General features: G+C 60.3%; 16 protein-coding genes and 1 pseudogene. 11 read left to right on the top strand and 6 right to left on the bottom strand.

Annotated elements, in window-relative coordinates; translation table 11 throughout:
- Nucleotides 1-126 precede the first annotated feature (126 nt).
- Nucleotides 127-648 (top strand): hypothetical protein, encoded by a 522-nt coding sequence (locus tag ACYYG1_RS08685; RefSeq protein WP_461209907.1) that lies wholly within the window; start codon nt 127-129, stop codon nt 646-648.
- 234 nt (nt 649-882) lie between these two features.
- Here ACYYG1_RS08685 and ACYYG1_RS08680 read toward each other — a convergent pair whose 3' ends face one another.
- Nucleotides 883-1,203, bottom strand: coding sequence for a heavy metal-binding domain-containing protein (locus tag ACYYG1_RS08680; RefSeq protein WP_461209906.1), 321 nt, complete (start codon nt 1,201-1,203; stop codon nt 883-885).
- Nucleotides 1,204-1,489: 286 nt separating this feature from the next.
- Here ACYYG1_RS08680 and ACYYG1_RS08675 point away from each other — a divergent pair, with 286 nt between their 5' ends.
- Complete coding sequence (locus ACYYG1_RS08675) at nt 1,490-1,813, top strand: hypothetical protein (protein WP_461209905.1); 324 nt, start codon at nt 1,490-1,492, stop codon at nt 1,811-1,813.
- 208 nt (nt 1,814-2,021) lie between these two features.
- Here ACYYG1_RS08675 and ACYYG1_RS08670 read toward each other — a convergent pair whose 3' ends face one another.
- Nucleotides 2,022-2,846 (bottom strand): purine-nucleoside phosphorylase, encoded by an 825-nt coding sequence (locus ACYYG1_RS08670; RefSeq protein ID WP_461209904.1) that lies wholly within the window; start codon nt 2,844-2,846, stop codon nt 2,022-2,024.
- Nucleotides 2,847-2,967: 121 nt separating this feature from the next.
- Between ACYYG1_RS08670 and ACYYG1_RS08665 the strand changes: the two genes are divergently transcribed.
- From ACYYG1_RS08665 to ACYYG1_RS08630, 8 genes are all read left to right on the top strand, one after another.
- Nucleotides 2,968-3,726: a motility protein A gene (locus tag ACYYG1_RS08665; protein WP_461209903.1), complete on the top strand. Its 759-nt coding sequence runs from the start codon at nt 2,968-2,970 to the stop codon at nt 3,724-3,726.
- A complete protein-coding gene (locus tag ACYYG1_RS08660; protein ID WP_461209902.1) occupies nt 3,716-4,456 on the top strand; it encodes an OmpA/MotB family protein in 741 nt (246 codons plus the stop codon). The genes ACYYG1_RS08665 and ACYYG1_RS08660 overlap by 11 nt, the downstream gene beginning before the upstream one ends.
- Before the next feature lie 2 nt (nt 4,457-4,458).
- Nucleotides 4,459-4,845 carry a PilZ domain-containing protein gene (locus ACYYG1_RS08655; RefSeq protein ID WP_461209901.1) on the top strand — a complete coding sequence of 129 codons (387 nt, stop codon included), beginning with the start codon at nt 4,459-4,461 and terminating at the stop codon, nt 4,843-4,845.
- An 11-nt stretch (nt 4,846-4,856) separates the two neighbouring features.
- A complete protein-coding gene (locus tag ACYYG1_RS08650) occupies nt 4,857-6,275 on the top strand; it encodes an ATP-binding protein (RefSeq protein ID WP_461209900.1) in 1,419 nt (472 codons plus the stop codon).
- Between the two features lie 74 nt (nt 6,276-6,349).
- Nucleotides 6,350-8,611 carry a carboxyl transferase domain-containing protein gene (locus ACYYG1_RS08645; protein ID WP_461209899.1) on the top strand — a complete coding sequence of 754 codons (2,262 nt, stop codon included), beginning with the start codon at nt 6,350-6,352 and terminating at the stop codon, nt 8,609-8,611.
- A 41-nt stretch (nt 8,612-8,652) separates the two neighbouring features.
- Nucleotides 8,653-9,300 carry a biotin attachment protein gene (locus tag ACYYG1_RS08640; protein WP_461209898.1) on the top strand — a complete coding sequence of 216 codons (648 nt, stop codon included), beginning with the start codon at nt 8,653-8,655 and terminating at the stop codon, nt 9,298-9,300.
- Between the two features lie 58 nt (nt 9,301-9,358).
- Entirely contained in the window at nt 9,359-9,841 is a 483-nt protein-coding gene (locus ACYYG1_RS08635) for a hypothetical protein (RefSeq protein ID WP_461209897.1), read from the top strand.
- Between the two features lie 21 nt (nt 9,842-9,862).
- Nucleotides 9,863-10,357 (top strand): single-stranded DNA-binding protein, encoded by a 495-nt coding sequence (locus tag ACYYG1_RS08630; protein WP_461209896.1) that lies wholly within the window; start codon nt 9,863-9,865, stop codon nt 10,355-10,357.
- 171 nt (nt 10,358-10,528) lie between these two features.
- Here ACYYG1_RS08630 and ACYYG1_RS08625 read toward each other — a convergent pair.
- Nucleotides 10,529-11,118: pseudogene (locus ACYYG1_RS08625) on the bottom strand (transposase); the annotation flags it as partial.
- Nucleotides 11,119-11,492: 374 nt separating this feature from the next.
- Between ACYYG1_RS08625 and ACYYG1_RS08620 the strand changes: the two are divergent.
- Nucleotides 11,493-12,935 (top strand): sigma-54 interaction domain-containing protein, encoded by a 1,443-nt coding sequence (locus ACYYG1_RS08620; protein ID WP_461209895.1) that lies wholly within the window; start codon nt 11,493-11,495, stop codon nt 12,933-12,935.
- A 318-nt stretch (nt 12,936-13,253) separates the two neighbouring features.
- On the opposite strand, the gene ftsH is transcribed toward ACYYG1_RS08620, so the two are convergent.
- From ftsH to hflK, 3 genes are all read right to left on the bottom strand, one after another.
- Complete coding sequence (gene ftsH / locus ACYYG1_RS08615) at nt 13,254-15,110, bottom strand: ATP-dependent zinc metalloprotease FtsH (protein ID WP_461210022.1); 1,857 nt, start codon at nt 15,108-15,110, stop codon at nt 13,254-13,256.
- 349 nt (nt 15,111-15,459) lie between these two features.
- On the bottom strand, nt 15,460-16,482 hold the full coding sequence (gene hflC, locus ACYYG1_RS08610) for a protease modulator HflC (protein ID WP_461209894.1): 1,023 nt from the start codon (nt 16,480-16,482) through the stop codon (nt 15,460-15,462).
- Complete coding sequence (gene hflK / locus ACYYG1_RS08605; protein WP_461209893.1) at nt 16,479-17,525, bottom strand: FtsH protease activity modulator HflK; 1,047 nt, start codon at nt 17,523-17,525, stop codon at nt 16,479-16,481. The genes hflC and hflK overlap by 4 nt, the downstream gene beginning before the upstream one ends.
- Nucleotides 17,526-17,550 lie beyond the last annotated feature (25 nt).

Below are 17,550 nucleotides of genomic sequence, written 5' to 3'. Positions count from 1 at the left end.
TGCGGGGTGTGGGCATGCAGGCTAGCAGCGGAGCCCGGAGATGGCAAAGGCCGCGCATCGTACCCCTGGCGCAACGCGCGCAAGGCGTGTATGCATGCCGTGAAGCGTCATATCCGGAGGGTGGTTATGTGTAGAGTCGTGTTGCGGTTGGTGGTCCTGGGGCTGGTCCTGGCCCTGGCTGGGGGCTGTGTCTCGAGCAGGGCCCCGAAGAAAGCGGCGGCCGAGCCCGTCAAGACCGATCCGAGGCAGGCCCTGGGCGCGAAGATGTTCGTGCTCAAGGACGCCCGGGACATGCGCCTGGCCATCATCCGCCTGTCCGGCAGGGGGCTGGACAGGGACGCCCTGCGCACGGCCGCCAGGGACATGACCATGGCCGATCTCGAAGCCTATCTGAAGCCCCGCTGCCAGGCCAAGCGGCTGGCCTACCTCGGCTCCGGGCGGTTCCGCCTGGACGCCCTGCGCCTGGTCATGGGCGACGCGGCCATCGCCGAGGCCTCGTTCCTGCTGCGGGTCAAGTCCTTCGAGGTCCAGGAGCACGACATCGACAGCGTGATCCTGGAGCAGATGGTCCTGGACGGCGAGGACCTCACCGCCGCCGGATCGCTGGCGTTGTATATGGAATTGCTGGAAAACAAGCTCGCGCCCTAGCAGGTCGTCCAAAAACAGCGATCTGCTGCGTCGCTACGCTGCTGTAAAAAAATCCAGACCCTTGTGTATTGGGATACACGTCGGCCCTGGATTTTTTTTGCGCCTTGCATCTCAGCGAAGCGCTATTTTTGAACGACCTGCTTGGGGCGGGCTGGTCGGAAAATGAAAGAGGGTGCGCCTTCCCCGGGAAGGCGCACCCTTTTCCATGATTCTTGCGCTGCGCGGCTGGCGTCGCTACTTGGCGTCGGATTGGCGCACGGCCGTGCCGTAGCAGGAAATGTACTTGCTGCCGTCGGGGTGGAAGGCCACGTTTTCCTGGTAGCCCACGATGGCGTTGGCCCCGTTGGACAGGGCGCGGGTGATCATGCCGTAGAAGGCCTGTTCCATGTCGTAGCCCCGGAAAGCCGCCAGGCCGACGATGCGCCGCACCGTTTTGCCGGGCATGTCCTTGGTGGTCACCACCGGGAACTGTCCGCTGGTGAACAGGTCCTTGGCGCTTTGCAGTTTTTCCTTCTGGGGCGAATCATGTTCGGGTTTCTTGAGCAGCGAAAGCATGGGTATCCTCCTGTGTAACGCTGGTCCACGTGGCAGTGTGTTCGGGGCCGTCCGCTTGGCGGCCCTCGCCGCACGTGAACAGCAAATTTCCTGCCAAGCCCGGAAAGCGCTTGGTTTTCCTCGCTCCAAAGGGCTTGCGCCCGGCCCGGCGCCCCCGGGGGCGCGCCTCGCGCCAAAAATACGGCGCTTTGGGCGATTTCCCCTCGACAGGCCAGGGGGTTGTTTTTAGAAAGGGAAAGACACGGACAACCCCGGCCGCCAGCCGGGCAACATGCAGGACCTGAGGATGCGAAAGGGAGTCAAGATCTTCGGCTTGTTCGACGGGGTGTCACCCGAGGCATTCGAGAGCTTGGAAGAGCATCTGGATTTTGACGAGGTGAGCTACGAGGACGGCCGGATCGTCGTGGAGCACGACGGTCCGTACGACGAGGTCGAGGACGTCATCACCCTGGTCATGGAAGCCATGGACGAGGGCTACGAGAGCAATCTCGACGTCATAGACCACGACGAGAACGTGCTCATCCGCTACGTCATCGAGGCCGACGGCTTCCGCGCCAAGCGCATGGATATCGATGATGTCGTCCAACCCTATCCCCACTCCCAAGCCTAGCAGGCTGTCCACAAACGCACGTCTGCTGCGTTGCTTCGCAAAAAGCAAACCCTCGCGTACGGGGAGTACGCGTCGGTCTTGTTTTTTACTCGCGCCTTGCATCCGCACATTTGTGAACAGCCTGCTCACTGGCGGGGTGGATCAAGAAAAGAAAGGCCGGGCGTCCCGTTTTGGGGCCCGGCCGTGATTTTTGATATGTGCCGAAGGGTTAGAGGGCGCGGATGACGGCGTCCAGCAGGGCGGCGAGCTTGCCGGCGCTGGCGCCCGCCATGGCGATGACCTCGTCCAGGGAGGTCTCGGCCATGCAGTCCGGCAGGTTCTTGTTGGTCAGGCACGAGATGCCCAGGACGTCCAGGCCCATGTGCCTGGCGGCGATGGTCTCCAGCACCGTGGACATGCCCACGGCGTCCGCCCCCAGAATCCTGAAGGCCCGAGTTTCGGCCGGAGTCTCAAGGTTTGGGCCGGTTACGCCGATATAGATACCACGCTCCAGGCGCAGGCCTATCTCCCCGGCCTTGTCCAGGGCCAGATCGCGCAGCGCAGGGGAGTAGGCCCGGCTCATGTCCGGGAAGCGGTCGCCCCAGGCGTCCTCGTTGGGACCCGTGAGCGGGGAGCGCCCGGTGAAGTTGATATGGTCCGTGATGACCATCAGCCCCCCGGCGTCGAACTGGGGGTTGAGGGCCCCGGCCGCGTTGGTGATGACCAGCCGTTTGACCCCGAGTTCCGCCATGGTGCGCACGCCCATGCAGACCTCGTGGGGTTCGCGGCCCTCGTAGAGGTGGAAGCGCCCGCTCTGGATCCACACGGGCTTGTCCCCCACCAGGGCCGCCGTCAATTTACCGGCGTGGCTCTCAACGGTGGAGCGGGGGAATCCGGGAATGTCGGCGTAGTCGAAGGTCTGGACCGTCGCGAGGGCCTCGGCCCAGCCGCCCAGGCCGGTGCCCAGGACGATGCCGGTTTCCGCAACATGGGGCTGGCGCAGGTTTTTTTGCACGTGCTGCGCGGCCGTGAGGACGTCAGTATGATTTTGCATTAATTTTTGATAACGTTTATACAGGGTTTCACGAACCCGGGCCCGTCCCGGACGGAAAACATAGTCGGCACAATCCGCCGTCGTGTCAACGCCGCCAAGCTAGGTACCGGAGATTCTTCACATGGATATAGCGACTCTATTCGGTTCCATCATCGGCTTCGTGCTCGTGGTCGCCGCCATCATGATGGGCGGGGAACTGTCCCTTTTCTGGAACGGCCCGGGCGTGCTCATCGTGGTGGGCGGGACCTTCGCGGCCATCTGCGTGACCTTCCCCCTGGGGGACGTGGTGGAGTCGCACATGGGCGCCCTGTCCATGTTCATGAAGAAGAAGGGCAAGGTCGAGGACGTGGTCAACATCATGGTCCGCATCGCCGAGATTTCCCGGCGCGAGGGCCTCATCGCCCTGGAGAATATCCAGACCGAGAACCCCATCCTCAAGAAGGCCTGCCAGCTCATCGCCGACAACGCCGACCCGCAGCTCATCCGCGACACCCTGTCCATCGAGATTTCCACCATGCGGCGGCGCCACAACATCTCCGTGGAGGTCTTCCAGAAGCTCGCGGGCTACGCCCCGGCCTTCGGAATGATCGGCACCCTCATCGGTCTGGTGCAGATGCTCTCCAAGCTGGACGACGCCGCGTCCCTGGGCCCGGCCATGGCCGTGGCCATCCTGACCACCTTCTACGGCACCATCATGGCCAACCTCGTGTTCCTGCCCTTCGCGGGCAAGATGCGCGCGCGCACCGCCATGGAGGAGCTGCACCTGCAGATCATCTTCGAGGGCGCGAAATCCATCCTCGAGAACAACAACCCGCGTCTGGTGTACGAGAAGCTTTCGTCCTTCGAACCTCCCAAGGAGCGCAAGTCCAGTGGCAGATGACGATCTCCACAACTCGGCGCTGGACACGGAGCAGCCGGATGTCGAATCCAACGAGTGGCTGACCACCTTCGCGGATTTGACCATGCTGCTGCTCGTGTTCTTCGTGCTGCTCTACTCCATGTCCACCCTGGACCCCAAGAAGTTCACGGATTCGTTTCTCTCCGTGAAGAAGGCCCTGGGCAGCAAGGACGACCAGCTCATGACCGCGCGGGTCAAGAGCGAGGAGGCCGCCATCCTGGACACGGTGCGCATGCAGAAGCAGCTCATCGAGGCCCAGCGCAAGGTCTTCTCCGACGTGCGCACCTTCATCACCCGCAAGGGCGTGGAGGGCGTGGTGGGCGCGGTGCTGGACGAGGGCACCATCACCCTGCGCCTGCCCGGGGACGTGCTCTTCGCCAGCGGCCAAGTGGAGCTTACCCCCCAGGGCAAGCACGTGGTCAAGACGCTCAAGGATTTTCTGTCCCGGTCCGTGGACCAGCACATCAACATCAAGGGCTACAGCGACGACGTCCCCCCCGGGCCCAAGAGCCGCTTCAGGGACAACTGGGAGATTTCGTCGCTCCGGGCCATCTACGTGCTGCGCTATCTCATGGAGCTGGGGCTGGATCAAAAGAGGTTGACAGCCACCGGGTTGGCTGATTTAGAACCTCTGTTCCCCAACAACACCGACGAGAACCGGGCCCGGAACCGTCGGGTTGAAATCGTGCTTGAAAAACGAGTGAGTAAGTAGCCGTGAGTGCTTCAGATTTCGACTTTTCAATCGGCGGGGAAGAAAAAGGCGCGCCGCGCCGGGCTTTTCGAGCCAAGATTCCGGGGTTGACCATCCATGTGCCCGACAAGGGCAAGTCCTACGCGGTGGCCGACCTCTCGGCCATGGGCTTGGCGTTCATGGACGAGTCCCGGGGCTTCAAGGAAGGCCAGGTCGTCGAGTTCGACCTCTTGATCAGCAAGAAGGTCTTTTTGAGCAAACTGACCGTGAAGGTCATGCGCCTCCTGGACAACGGCCTGGTGGGCTGCAACTTCGAGGGCGTGGACTACCGCAAGGAGGCCAAACTGGACAAGCTGGTCCTCGAGGTCCAGAAGCGCATGATCGCTCTGAAGAAGAAATCACGCGAATAGCCGACGAGGTAGTGTTGAGCAAGCACAAGGTTCTTATTGCCAACAGAGGCGAGATCGCCATGAGGATAGTCCAGGCCTGTGACAAGTTGGGCCTGGACTTTGTTTGTGTGTACACGGGCGCGGACAGCGAGTCCGGCCATGTGCGCCTGGCGCGGGAGAAGGGCGGGGAAGGCTCCCTGTACCGCATCTCCTCCTACCAGGACGACAACGAGATCCTGGCCGTGGCCGACGTGTCCGGCGCCACCGCCGTGCATCCGGGCTACGGCTTTTTCGCCGAGGACTTCCGCTTCGCCCGCCGGGTCACCGAGCGCAGGCAGGGCCTGCTCTGGATCGGCCCGTCCTGGCGCGTGATCCGTGACCTGGGCGACAAGATCAACACCAAGCGCCTGGCCCGCGGCCTGGGCGTGCCCACGGTTCCCGGGTCCGACAAGCCCATCTACGACGAGCTGGAGGCCGAGGAGGTCGCCCGCAACCTGTTCGCCTTCCAGAAGGAGCAGGGCGTGCCCCAGCCGGTGGTGCTGGTCAAGGCGTCCGCCGGCGGCGGAGGCATGGGCATCGACGAGATCCACCACCCCGACGCCTTCCGCAGCGTGTACCGCCGCATCCGCAACTACGCCAAGCGCCAGTTCGGCGACGAGGGCGTGCTCGTGGAGCAGCGCATCTTCGACTTCAACCACCTGGAGGTCCAGATCCTCTGCGACCGCCACGGTTCCGAGCCCCTGCACTTCGGTACCCGCAACTGCTCCGTGCAGTCCACGGGCCGCCAGAAGCGCATCGAGGTCGCCCCGGGCTTCGCGCCCGGCGAGATCGGCTACGGGTTCGACGCGGCCAAGGTCATGGACGAGATCAAGGACCACAGCCTGGCCATCGCCCGCGAGGCGAAATACGACAGCGTGGGCACCTGGGAATGGATCGTGACCCCCAAGGGCGAACCCTTTCTCATGGAGGTCAACACCCGCATCCAGGTGGAGAACGGCGTGTCCGCCGTGATCTCGCGCATCAAGGGCAAGAACGGCGTGGACCTCATCGCCGAGCAGCTGCGCCTGAGCCTGGGCGAGAAGCTGGAGTATTCCCAGGACGACATCTCTTTCGAGGGCGTGGGCATCGAGTACCGCATCATAGCCGAGGACCCGGACAACAAGTTCACCCCCTGGTCCGGGACCATCGACGCCTTCAACTGGAAGGCCGAGCCCTGGCTGGGCGTGCACACCCAGGTCCCCACGGACACCGAGTACCGGATTCCCACCGACTTCGACCCGAACCTTGCGCTAGCAATTATTTGGGGGCAGGATCTGGCCGAAGCCAAGGCCCGGGGCCTGGAGTTCCTTGACAACCTGGTGTTGCGCGGCAAGGATTCCAGCGGTGGAGGCCTCAAGTCCAACGTGGCGTTCCTGCGCGAGAAGACCGACCAGTTGCTCGTTTTCGCCTGAAACCAAACGCATAACGCTTCGCCCCCGGGGGCCGCGCAAGCGGTCCGGCCGGGCAGGGCTGAGAGCGGGGAATCATGGATATAGAGAAGAGACTCGACGGCCTCACCCAGAGGCTCGGCTACATAAAGGACATCTTCGGGGACCGGGAGAACGTCAACGTCGAACTCCTGCAGTCCAAGCTGGCGGACTTCTCCGAGCGCCAGGGCTCCATGTCCGAGGAGGACCGCGAGCGCCAATTGAGCGCCCTGGAGGACCTCTACGTGTTCCTGGAGCGCAAGCTGGAGCGCGGGCTCAGGCCCATGGACCGGGTGCGCATCGTGCGCCACCCCCAGCGCATCTGCCTCAAGGACATCCTGGAGAACGTCTACGACAACTACACCGAGCTGGGCGGCGAGGGCGAATACAACATCGACCCCAGCATGCTCATCGCCCGGGCCTACATCAGCCGTCGCGTGGGCGGCAAGGTCTACAACCAGCCCGTGATGGTCATCGGCCAGGAAAAGGGCCACGGCGAGGAGTTCCGCAACGGCGGCTCCGTGAAGCCCTGGGGCAACGCCAAGGCCCTGCACTACATGGAAGTGGCCGAGACCGAGAACATCCCCATCCACACCTACGTCTTCACCCCGGGCGCGTATCCTCTGGAGGACTGGCCGGGCGCGGCCCAGCAGATCGCCAAGAACCTCTACGGCATGGCGGGCCTGCGCGTGCCCATCATCAGCGTGTTCTCCGAGGGCGGCTCGGGCGGCGCCGAGGCCATCAGCCTGGCGGACATGCGCCTGATGCTGTCCCACGGCTACTATTCCGTGATCAGCCCCGAGGGCGCGGCGGCCATCGAGGGCCGCGTGCGCGGGGACCAGCGGGCCAGCGCCGAGCTGGTGGAGCGCTGCGCCGAGCAGCTCAAGATCACCGCCGACGACAACCGCGCCATGGGCTACGTCGACCGGGTGGTGCCCGAACCCGCTTTGGGCGCGCGGCCCAACCACTACGACTTCTTCCGCATGCTGCGCAACGAGGTCATCAGCGCCACGGACGAGGTCATCCTCAACGTGCGCGGCTGGAAGTTCTTCCGCGCCATGAGCCTGCACACCCGCAAGAAGCGCAGGGACGCCAATGCGGAGGACATCTACGTGCGCTGGAGCATGTCCGCCGGCGCGCGCGAGCGCATGGTCTGGCGGCGCTACCAGCGCCTGCGCAGGATGAGCCACGGCGCGTGCATCGACCGCACCCCCTTCAGCCAGAAGATCGAGCGCCTGATGCGCGAGACGGGCTGGGGCGTGTATTCCTTCTTCAAGTACGATTTCCTGCGCAAGCACCAGAAGCGCGTGGCCCAGGTCATGGAGGAGATCGGCAGCGAGATGCAGGTGGTCAAGGACACGGCCGCCGTGCCCGCCAAGTGGGTGCGCAAGGCCCTGGGCCGGGACAACGGCAAGGGCGCGCTCAAGGAAGCCGAGAAGAGCCTGACCCAGCTGTCCTGCTGGGACGAGGACGACTGCGGCACCGGGGCCGCCTACGTCAGCCCCCAGGCCCGCGAGGATCGCGCCGTGACCTGCCCCAACACGGGCACCCACGGCTGCAAGGACCTCTGGGCCCCGGACCTGTATCGCGATTTCGCCGGGGTCTGCTCCAACTGCGGGCACCATTTCCCCATGGAATACCAGTGGTACATGCACAACCTCTTCGACTACGACTCCATCTTCCAGTTCTCGCGCAACGTGGAGGCGGGCAACCCCCTGTCCTACGACGGGCTGGACGCCAAGCTGGAGAAGGCCAAGGCGGCCACGGGGCTGAAGAGCGCCTGCCTGACCTTCGAGGCGCGCATCAAGCACGTGAACCTGGTTTGCGCCATGCTGGTGGGCTCGTTCCGAGGCGGCACCGTGGGCGCGGCCGAGGGCGAGAAGTTCGTGCGCGCCTGCGAGCGCGCGCGGCGCAAGCACTATCCGCTTCTGGCCTACGTGCACGGCACCGCGGGCATACGCATCCAGGAGGGCGTCAACGGCGTCATCCAGATGCCGCGCTGCACCATGGCCGTGCGCCGCTACATCGAGGCCGGCGGCCTGTACATCGTGGTCTACGACACCAACTCCTACGCCGGGCCGGTGGCCAGCTTCCTGGGCTGCTCGCCGTATCAGTTCGCCATCCGCTCCGCCAACATCGGCTTTGCGGGACCGGGCGTGATCCGGGAGACCACGGGACTGGAACTGCCGCCCAACTACCACGACGCGCATCAGGCCCTGTCGCGCGGCCACATCCACGGCATCTGGGACCGCCGCGAGGTGCGCGAGAATCTGCATCAGGCCCTGCTGACCATGGGCGGCCGCAACCTGTACTACCGCTAGCCCGCGGCTGACAGCCAACGAAAACACGGACGGAACCGATAGTGATAGACGTCAAGGCACTCTTGGACGAGATGAAGGCCTCCCCCTACAAGGTGGTGGAGGTGCGGGCCCCGCATACGGGGGTGGTGGAGTTCCAGGCCTCCGAGCCGGGCACGGCCGTGCACGGGGTGTCCGGCAACTGGCGCGAACGGCCGGGCACGCTCCTGGCCACCCTGGAGCGCGAGCGCAACAAGAAGCCCGTGTACGCCCCCCTGGACGGCGAGATCGAGGAGGTGCGCGGCGAGTTCGACGGCGCCTTCGTGGAGGAGGGCACGCTCTTGTGCTCCATCCGCCACTATCTGACCCGCGAGGAGGTCATCGCGGCCATCCTCAAGAAGACGCTGTACCTGTTCCACGCCCCGGAGCAGGCCAAGTACTATTTCGTCCCCGAGGTGGACGTGAAGGTCAAGACCGCCGGTCCCCAGACCGTGCGCGTGGCCGACGGCATGGAGCTGTTCATCGTCTCGCGCATGAAGCGGGAGACCCCCCTGGCCTACACGGGTCCGGAGGGCATGATCTACGCCTTGTATTTCAAGCACAACGAGAGCGTGGAGGCGGGCGCGCCGCTCATCGGCGTCTGCCCCGAGGACCAGCTGTCCCAGATCCAGGACGTGGTCAGCAGGGTGCAGAGCGAGTGGGAAGAACGCTAGGGCAGAACGGGGCGCTTGTCGCCCGTGTGGCCCGCCGCCGTGCTCGGGGAGGGTTCCCATGGGCAGGTTTCTGCAGATCCGCGTGAGCGCGTCCACGTTCCGGCCGGAGGACGTGTGGCGCGCCTGGCCCCGGCTGTCGGCCCTGGCCTGGCCGTATCCCCCGGTGGTCGCCGGGCCCCCGGCGCAGGAGCGCGGGGTGCTGGAGCTGGTTGCGACCCTGGGGGACCGCGTCCGCTTCGAGCTGGAGCAGGGGGAGCTCAATCCCGATTTTCTTTCCGGCATCGAGACCGCCCAGGCCCTGTGCGCGGATATGGATTCGGCCCTGGCGGACTGGGACGCGGGCCGCGCCAACAGCCTGAGCCAAGAGATCGAGGCCGCCCTGGACGACCTGGAAAGGCTTGCCCCGGAGGCGCCTTTTGTCGTATCGAAGCCCGATGCGGATTCGGGGAAATCCCGGTCGCGCCGGCAGGAGGGCGGAGCCGCAAAGGCTCGCTCCGGCGATTCGCAACCCAGAGGAATTTTTCGTTTTTTCAAGCGTTGAAAGCTAACCGAGGAGACTGATATGGCTTCTTTGAACCGGGTGATGCTTATCGGCCGCCTGGGCGTGGACCCCGAGCTTCGCTACACCCAGTCCGGCCAGCCCGTGGCGAATTTCCGCATGGCCACGGACGAGTCCTATCGCGGCCAGGACGGCAACATGGTGGAGCGCACCGAGTGGCACCGCATCGTGGTCTGGGGACGCCAGGCCGAGCCCGTGGCCAACTATCTGCACAAGGGCAGCATGGTCTACGTGGAGGGCTCCCTGCAGACCCAGAAATGGCAGGCCAAGGACGGGTCGGACCGCTACACCACGGAGATCAAGGCCATGCGCGTGCAGTTCCTGGATCCCAAGAGCGCCGGGCAGGGCGGTTACGACGGCCCCCGCGCCCAGGGCGCGCCCCAGCAGGGCGGCAACCGCAGGCCGGCCCCGGCTCCGCAGGGCGGCGGCTACGAGGACGAAGACCTCGGCCCGGCCTTCCCCAGCGAGGCCAGCGGCATGGACGACGTGCCGTTTTGATGATTCGTGTTTAGTATGTGTCCAGTTAGGGGGACGGCAATAGGCTGTTAGTCCCTGACTGGCAAGGCTTAAGTGAGATTACAGAGGGTGGTTCGCCACCCTCTTTTTTTGTCTTAATTGTTGCCGTTTACTTCGTTTTTAAATCTGATTAGTATTGTTTCTAGTGTCGGTCGTGGCTCCGATCACCACCAGAATACATTGCCTAGCGTCGTCGGCCCGGACATTGAAATAGACGCCATCGGCCCAGAGGTAGACGTAGCGTCGTTCTTTCAGTGAACGTGTGAGCCACTCGCGGTGCTCGTCCTGCCAGCTCTGCTTCAACCGACTGATGGTATTGGCTGACAACCCTTTTGCTCCAGGACCGCGAAGGGCCGCAAGTGCTTCAGAGAAGTCGCCGGTGGACACTCCGCGTAGGTACAGCAACGGGGCAAGAACACCTCGATCCGCTCCGCGCGTTTGAGGTAGGGCGGCACGAGGCGTGAAGTGAACTTGATGCCCCGGCCCAGCCTGTCACGCACCTTCGGAACTCGCACTGTGACCGGGCCTGCGCCGGTGAGGATGTCCATCTCGGGCAGGTAGCCGTTGCGGACGACACTTCTCTTGCCGCCGGGCAGAGCCAGGGAAATGCTTGCCAGCAATTCCTGCAATTTGGCTTCCAGTGCCTGGGCGATGATCCTTCGCGCTCCTTCCCGGACCCGTTCCGTCAGGGCATCCAGGCCTGACGCTTGTCCGTTGAGGTTAGAAACGATAGCCTTGCTCATGGGTGGTGTACCACCGATTGTCGGTTATTCATTGTGGATTGCTCACCCGACAGGGTACGTCACCCTCTTTACGGCTTCAAACACCAGAAATTGTCATAACTCCCAGCGGATGCTGAGGCAACGTTCCGGCTGCCATTTGGATGGTTGGGAACAAACCCATCAAAAGGGAGAACTTCTTCATTTTCAAGAGGAAGAGTCAGATCAAGTCGGGCCTTGCCCACCTGACGGATCCATTGTTCCAGTTGAGGCTGGGATGTCGCCAACAGTATCCATTTAGAACCGCATCATGGGAGGGCCATCACCTAACTTGCTTTTTCATCGAATTAATTGAAGTCACCCGAGAGTTTTGATATGATTATCCGAAAAGTAACCAGATGAAAATCAAAACATTTTTTAAAATGACTAACAATTTTTTGGAAATGCACAAAGCCATCCTCGGGTCCATTCGCGAACCATTGATCCTCCTGGATTCGGGCTTGATAATAGTGACGGCCAATCCCGCCTTTTATCAAATGTTCCAGGTCAAGCCCACCGAGACAGAGGGCTTGCTGATCTATGATTTGGGCAACCGACAATGGGACATCCCCCGACTAAAGGTGCTGCTGGAAGATATCCTTCCTCAAAACACCAGTTTTCACGATTTTGTGGTGGAACACGACTTTGAAGCCATCGGGCGCAAGGTCATGAATTTGAACGCCAGGCGGATTTACGACGAAGGGGGCCACGGTAACCTGATTTTGCTGACCATCGCGGATGTGACCGAGCGTGAGCATTATACACAGCATCTCGAGGAGCTGGTTGAAGAACGAACGGCCGAAATTCGTAAACTCAAGGAGCAGCTTGAAGCCGAGAAGGCCTATCTTCAGGAAGAGATCAAGCTGGTTTACAATCACGAGGATATTGTCGGCAATAGCGACGCGCTTAACTATGTGTTTTTCAAGGTAGAGCAAATTGCCTGCACCGATACGAACGTGTTGCTTCTCGGAGAAACCGGAACAGGCAAAGAATTGGTGGCGAGAGCCATTCACGTCGCAAGCTTGCGCAAGCATCGCGCCCTGGTCAAAATGAATTGCGCGGCGCTGCCTTCGAATCTTATAGAAAGTGAACTCTTCGGCCATGAAAAGGGCGCGTTCACCGGCGCGCAGGCTAGGCGGCTGGGGCGCTTTGAAGTTGCCAACGGCGCGACGCTTTTTTTGGACGAGATCGGCGAATTGCCTCTGGAACTCCAGCCCAAGCTGCTCCGCGTGATCGAAGACGGAGAGTTCGAACGCCTGGGCAGCTCGGAAACCAAAAAAGTGGACGTGCGCATCATTGCCGCCACCAATCGCGACCTGCAGGCGGAAGTCCAAAAAGGCTCCTTCCGGGAGGATTTGTGGTACCGACTGAACATCTTTCCGATCACCATGCCGCCTCTGCGCGATCGCCTGGACGACATCCCGCTGCTGGTCAATTTTTACATCGACCGGATTTCAAGAAGACTGGGCAAAACCATCAGGGTGGTACCGGAGGGTGTGATGGACGCGTTGCAACAATACCACTGGCCCGGCAATGTTCGCGAACTGGAAAATGTCCTTGAGAGGGCGGTGATCAACTCCTCGGGTCCCAAGCTGCGGTTGGTGGATGACCTGAAAAAGCCTCGCAAGGACACATCCAGGCTTGAGCAAACTCTGGAGCATGTTGAACGGGATTATATCACGCGCGTGCTTGAACAGACCGGCTGGAAGGTGAGCGGCAACAACAGCGCCGCTGAAATCCTGGACCTGGACCGCAGCACCTTGCGCGCGCGTATGCGCAAACTCAACATCCGTAAGCCATAACATTTCAATCAACGTCCCGATCCGAGCGGTTCCGTTCATGGGCCCTTGTGACAATCCGCGGTTGTGACATTGGTCAAGCATCACCCCCCCCCGGTGTGCTGAGATGGTTATCACCTGACAGTTGGCCATGAAATGAGCGTGGTCATGACGTTCTCCTGGTTAAAGGTTGGTGAAGTTTCGCAACTCCAGCCGTACCCCAACCAAGGGCGGCATGACCACTTCGCTTTTGTGGTCTACTGTCAGGTGATAACTAAATCAGCACATACTGGTGATTGCAGCTGGCGGTGACGGCGCCCATTTTAAGATGTCATCCATTACTCACCCTTCCACCGTTTTCATTTCTTCGTTTCCAACCTTATCTTCTGAGTGTGAAGTAGGAACCACAGGACCCTTTTCGCGTGTGGTGATCTCCAGCATTTGTCTGAGCTCTTCGCCTTGCACGCTCTCCTTTTCGGAAAGCATATGGGCCAAATCGTCCAGGACGGTTCTGCGCTCCGCGAGAATGTTACGCACTCGCTGATGGGCTTCGTCGACTAAACGCGCGACCTCGTCATCTATTTGCGAGGCTTTGGCTTCGCTGTAATTTGTCTTTGTCTGGGAAAAGCCCTCTGGCAGAAACATCGCCTGGCGCGGACGCTCATAGCTTACCAGGCCCAGCAGATCGCTCATGCCGTATTCCGTGACCATGGCCCGGGCGATGTCGGAAGCCCGCTGCAGGTCGTTTTGCGCTCCGGTGGAAACTTCATTGAACACCAACTCTTCCGCCACTCGGCCGCCCAAAAGGACGGCCAGACGATCATTCAGTTCCGAGCGCGTCAATAAGTAACGATCCTCGGTCGGCTGCTGTTGCGTGTATCCGAGCGCGGCAATGCCCCGGGGGATGATGGATATTTTGTGAACAGGGTCTGCATGTTCGACAGATTCGGCCACAATGGCATGCCCGGATTCATGAAATGCGACAATTTCTTTTTCCTGCGCGTTCATCACCCGGCTTTTTTTCTGCAGTCCCGAAACCACCCGGTCGATGGCCTCGTCGAAATCGACCGACTCCACGGCTTCTTTATCGTTGCGGGCCGCCAGCAGCGCGGCCTCGTTGATGATGTTGGCCAGGTCCGCGCCCACGAAGCCCGGGGTGCGGCCGGCGATCTGGCGCAGATCGACGTCGGGGCCTAGCGCAACGTTTTTGGAATGTATTTTGAGGATGGCCTCCCGGCCGTTGATGTCCGGGCGGTCCACCAGCACCTGCCGATCCAGGCGCCCCGGGCGCAGCAGGGCCGGGTCCAGGATTTCCGGCCGGTTGGTGGCGGCCATGATGATGACGCCCTTGTTGGTTTCAAAGCCATCCATCTCTACCAGAAGCTGGTTCAGCGTTTGCTCCCGTTCGTCATGCCCGCCCATCACATTCATCCCCCGGGCCTTGCCTAACGCGTCCAGTTCATCAATGAAGATGATGCAAGGCGCTTGCGCCGCAGCCTGGGAGAACAGATCGCGAACGCGGGCCGCTCCCACGCCGACGAACATCTCCACGAATTCAGACCCGCTGATGGAAAAAAAAGGCACTTTGGCCTCCCCGGCGACCGCCCGGGCCAGAAGGGTCTTGCCGGTTCCCGGCGGCCCCACCAGCAGCACCCCCTTGGGAATTCTCCCCCCCAATTTTTGAAATTTTTTGGGGGTTTTCAAGAATTCGACCACCTCAGCAAGCTCTTCTCTGGCTTCATCGATGCCGGCCACATCGGCAAAAGAGACCTTGGTGTCGCTTTCCGCGAAAATCTTGGCCTTGCTCTTGGAAAATGACATGACACCCATGCCCGGCCCCATCTTCTTCATGATGAATCTCCAGATCAGGTAGAAAATTCCAAGGGGTATAACCCAGGAGAGAAGGCTGGTCAGGAATTTATTCTCATACTTGCCAGCATAACTGATACTGTGCTCATCAAGATTCTTCACCAACTCCGGATCAGGCACTCGAACAGTGGTGAATGATCTTTTCGGCGATCCTGCGACCTCGCCAGTGATGTTATCCGGTCCGATGACCAATTCCCCCGCGATTTTCTGGTCGACATACTGTTTGAACTGACTGTAGGAGATCGTCTCTGTCTTTGAAGAAAACATAAGCTGCTGTATATAAGGGAGTGCAAGCATGATCAGCACAAAGTAGAAAAGATTGAATCGCATCTTGCCTGGCGGAGTAGTCTGCTTTTTGGGATGGTTGCTGAATCCTAAGAATGCACGCAGTTTATCCGCTATATTGCCGAGCGTATATTTGGGGTCATTGTGGGCCATTTCTATTTTTCTCTTTTGTACAAAGGGTTCTGGCGACAACAGGAAATGCACTGACCGATTTACTTGTCGCAATTGCAGCGCAAGCGATCAATTTGTGAATTTCATCGTCGCCTATTTATGCTTTTCCTTTTGTTTAATATCGCATCCACTCTGAGCTTCTGGTTTTATATTTTCAAGTGTATGAACACGAATTTCCAATGGTAAACGCTCACAATAGCTAACGGCATGGTCATAGGCAAAACTATTTACTTTTGGATGCCTCCTCTGCTGGCGCATCTTTTCGCACCACTGGGGTAGATGGGATCTGAGCGTTGTTTGGATTTGCGTTTTTGATGTATTGATAGAAGTCGCTGTCAGTTGTCAGAATCAGCACAGAATTCGGATTTGTCTTGTCCTTGTAGCTTTCAAGAGTCCGAAGAAACGAATAGAACTCTGGGTTCTTGTTATACGCTTGGCCGTATATGCGCGTGGCGTCAGCGTCGGCCAGGCCTTGAATCTCCTGCACCCGACGGTAAGCGGTGGAGCGGATTTGACGCAGTTCTTTTTCCATTGTGCCCAGGATCTCTGCGCTGCGCCCCTCGCCTTCGGAGCGAAACTGCGCTGCGATGCGTTTGCGCTCGGAGATCATGCGCTCGTAGACCTTTTCGCGAACGCTTTCCACATAGTCGAGCCGCTTGATGCGTATGTCCACCAGCTCGATGCCGTATTGCGGGATGATCTTTTGTGCTTCAGCCAGTATCGTGCGGGTGATTTCCTCCCTGCCACGAGCGATCTCTCTCTTGAGCTCTTCTTCACGTTCCTTTGGAACTTCCTTCAAGGCTTCGCCCTTGGGCGCTTCCCATGAAGCGCTGCGCACGAGTTCCACGAGCTCGCTACTCGACACTTGGTCGCGGACCACGGAATCGAGGATATCGTTGAGGCGCGACTGAGCTCCTTCTTCGCTGGCCACGTTCTCCAGGAATTTTTTGGCGTCAGCAATCCGCCAGCGGGCGGTGGTATCCACCCAGATGAACTCACGTCCCTTGGTGGGGACTTGGTTCGGGTCACCGTCCCAGACCAGTAGACGTTTTTCAAATCGGCGGACCTCCTGCACAAAGGGCAGTTTCATGTGCAGCCCCGCCTCGGTGATTGGCGCTCCGACCGGTCGGCCGAACTGGACGACGATGGCCTGCAGCCCTTCTTCCAGCGTGTACAGGCCATTATACAGTACTATAGCGACCACCACTGCGAGCGCGATGCTTATTGTTTTCACGGTATATTTCATGGCTTGTTTCCTTGTCCTGCGGGCTGCGGTGCACTGGATTCAATTGGAAGCCAGGGCACCATTGCCTTCTGGTCTTGATCAACAATATAAAGCCCTTTCATGTACGACAGGAAACCGGTCATGGCCTCCAGATACAGCCGGCGTCGCGTAACCTGCGGGGCTTGCAGGTACTCTCCAAGAATGGCCTCGAATCGCGTGGCCTCTCCTTCGGCGCGATTTACGCGTTCCAGGGCATAGCCTTCGGCCTCGCTGATGCTCTGCGCGGCCACGCCCCGGGCTTTGGGGATTTCCTGGTTGGCCTGTTCCTGGGCTCTATTGATGGTGCGCTCTTTGTCCTGGCGAGACTCGTTGACCTCATTAAAGGCCGGCTTGACCGTATCCGGCGGGGTGACATCCTGGAGCTCCACCGTTACCAGACGGACTCCAGTGTCATAACCAGTGAGAATTTTTTGAATTTCTGCTTTTGCTTCACTGGCCACCGCCACCCGCCCGGTGGTCAGCACATCACTGCCAAGGCGATTGCCCACTGCGCGACGCATGACAGCTTCAGTGGTATCTCGGATGGTTTTCGATGTATCTCGTACATGAAACAGGTAACGGATAGGGTCTTCGATGCGATATTGGACGATCCATTGGACATCAATGACGTTTAAGTCTCCGGTGAGCATCAGCGATTCGTCTTTATATTTTCCGTGAGTATCATAGCGAGTTTTTTCACCGGGAACGGTGGACATCGTTCGAAAACCGAATTCTTCTTTCAGCACCCGCGCCGTGGGCACCAAGCGGACTGTTTCGATGCTGTATGGCAGTTTGAAATGTAGCCCAGGGCTGGCTGTACGCATGACCTTACCGAACCGTTGAACAATTCCAGTCTCCTCGGGCTGAACTGTGAACCATGCGGTCCATAAGCTTATCACCACGAAACCGGCGACAAGGATGAGAATTGGACCACCTTTGATTCTTCTCGAGTTCTGCCGAATGTTTTCCAGCACATTTTCCAGTGTCAGCGTAGAGCCTCCAGGGGAGTGATTCAATTCAGACATAACCTGCCTCCTGATTCATGCATCG

Source organism: Desulfocurvus sp. DL1XJH-121, from assembly GCF_054819825.1.
Note: the sequence above shows the minus strand (reverse complement) of the source record. Positions and strands in the feature narration are given on the sequence as shown.

What these genes read in the sequence shown, in the direction of transcription:
- ACYYG1_RS08685 (WP_461209907.1), top strand. Translation starts at nt 127, where the DNA reads ATGTGTAGAGTCGTGTTGCGGTTGGTGGTCCTGGGGCTGGTCCTGGCC.
- ACYYG1_RS08680 (WP_461209906.1), bottom strand. Translation starts at nt 1,203, where the DNA reads ATGCTTTCGCTGCTCAAGAAACCCGAACATGATTCGCCCCAGAAGGAA.
- ACYYG1_RS08675 (WP_461209905.1), top strand. Translation starts at nt 1,490, where the DNA reads ATGCGAAAGGGAGTCAAGATCTTCGGCTTGTTCGACGGGGTGTCACCC.
- ACYYG1_RS08670 (WP_461209904.1), bottom strand. Translation starts at nt 2,846, where the DNA reads ATGCAAAATCATACTGACGTCCTCACGGCCGCGCAGCACGTGCAAAAA.
- ACYYG1_RS08665 (WP_461209903.1), top strand. Translation starts at nt 2,968, where the DNA reads ATGGATATAGCGACTCTATTCGGTTCCATCATCGGCTTCGTGCTCGTG.
- ACYYG1_RS08645 (WP_461209899.1), top strand. Translation starts at nt 6,350, where the DNA reads ATGGATATAGAGAAGAGACTCGACGGCCTCACCCAGAGGCTCGGCTAC.
- ACYYG1_RS08635 (WP_461209897.1), top strand. Translation starts at nt 9,359, where the DNA reads ATGGGCAGGTTTCTGCAGATCCGCGTGAGCGCGTCCACGTTCCGGCCG.
- ACYYG1_RS08630 (WP_461209896.1), top strand. Translation starts at nt 9,863, where the DNA reads ATGGCTTCTTTGAACCGGGTGATGCTTATCGGCCGCCTGGGCGTGGAC.
- ACYYG1_RS08620 (WP_461209895.1), top strand. Translation starts at nt 11,493, where the DNA reads ATGAAAATCAAAACATTTTTTAAAATGACTAACAATTTTTTGGAAATG.
- ftsH (WP_461210022.1), bottom strand. Translation starts at nt 15,110, where the DNA reads ATGCGATTCAATCTTTTCTACTTTGTGCTGATCATGCTTGCACTCCCT.
- hflC (WP_461209894.1), bottom strand. Translation starts at nt 16,482, where the DNA reads ATGAAATATACCGTGAAAACAATAAGCATCGCGCTCGCAGTGGTGGTC.
- hflK (WP_461209893.1), bottom strand. Translation starts at nt 17,525, where the DNA reads ATGTCTGAATTGAATCACTCCCCTGGAGGCTCTACGCTGACACTGGAA.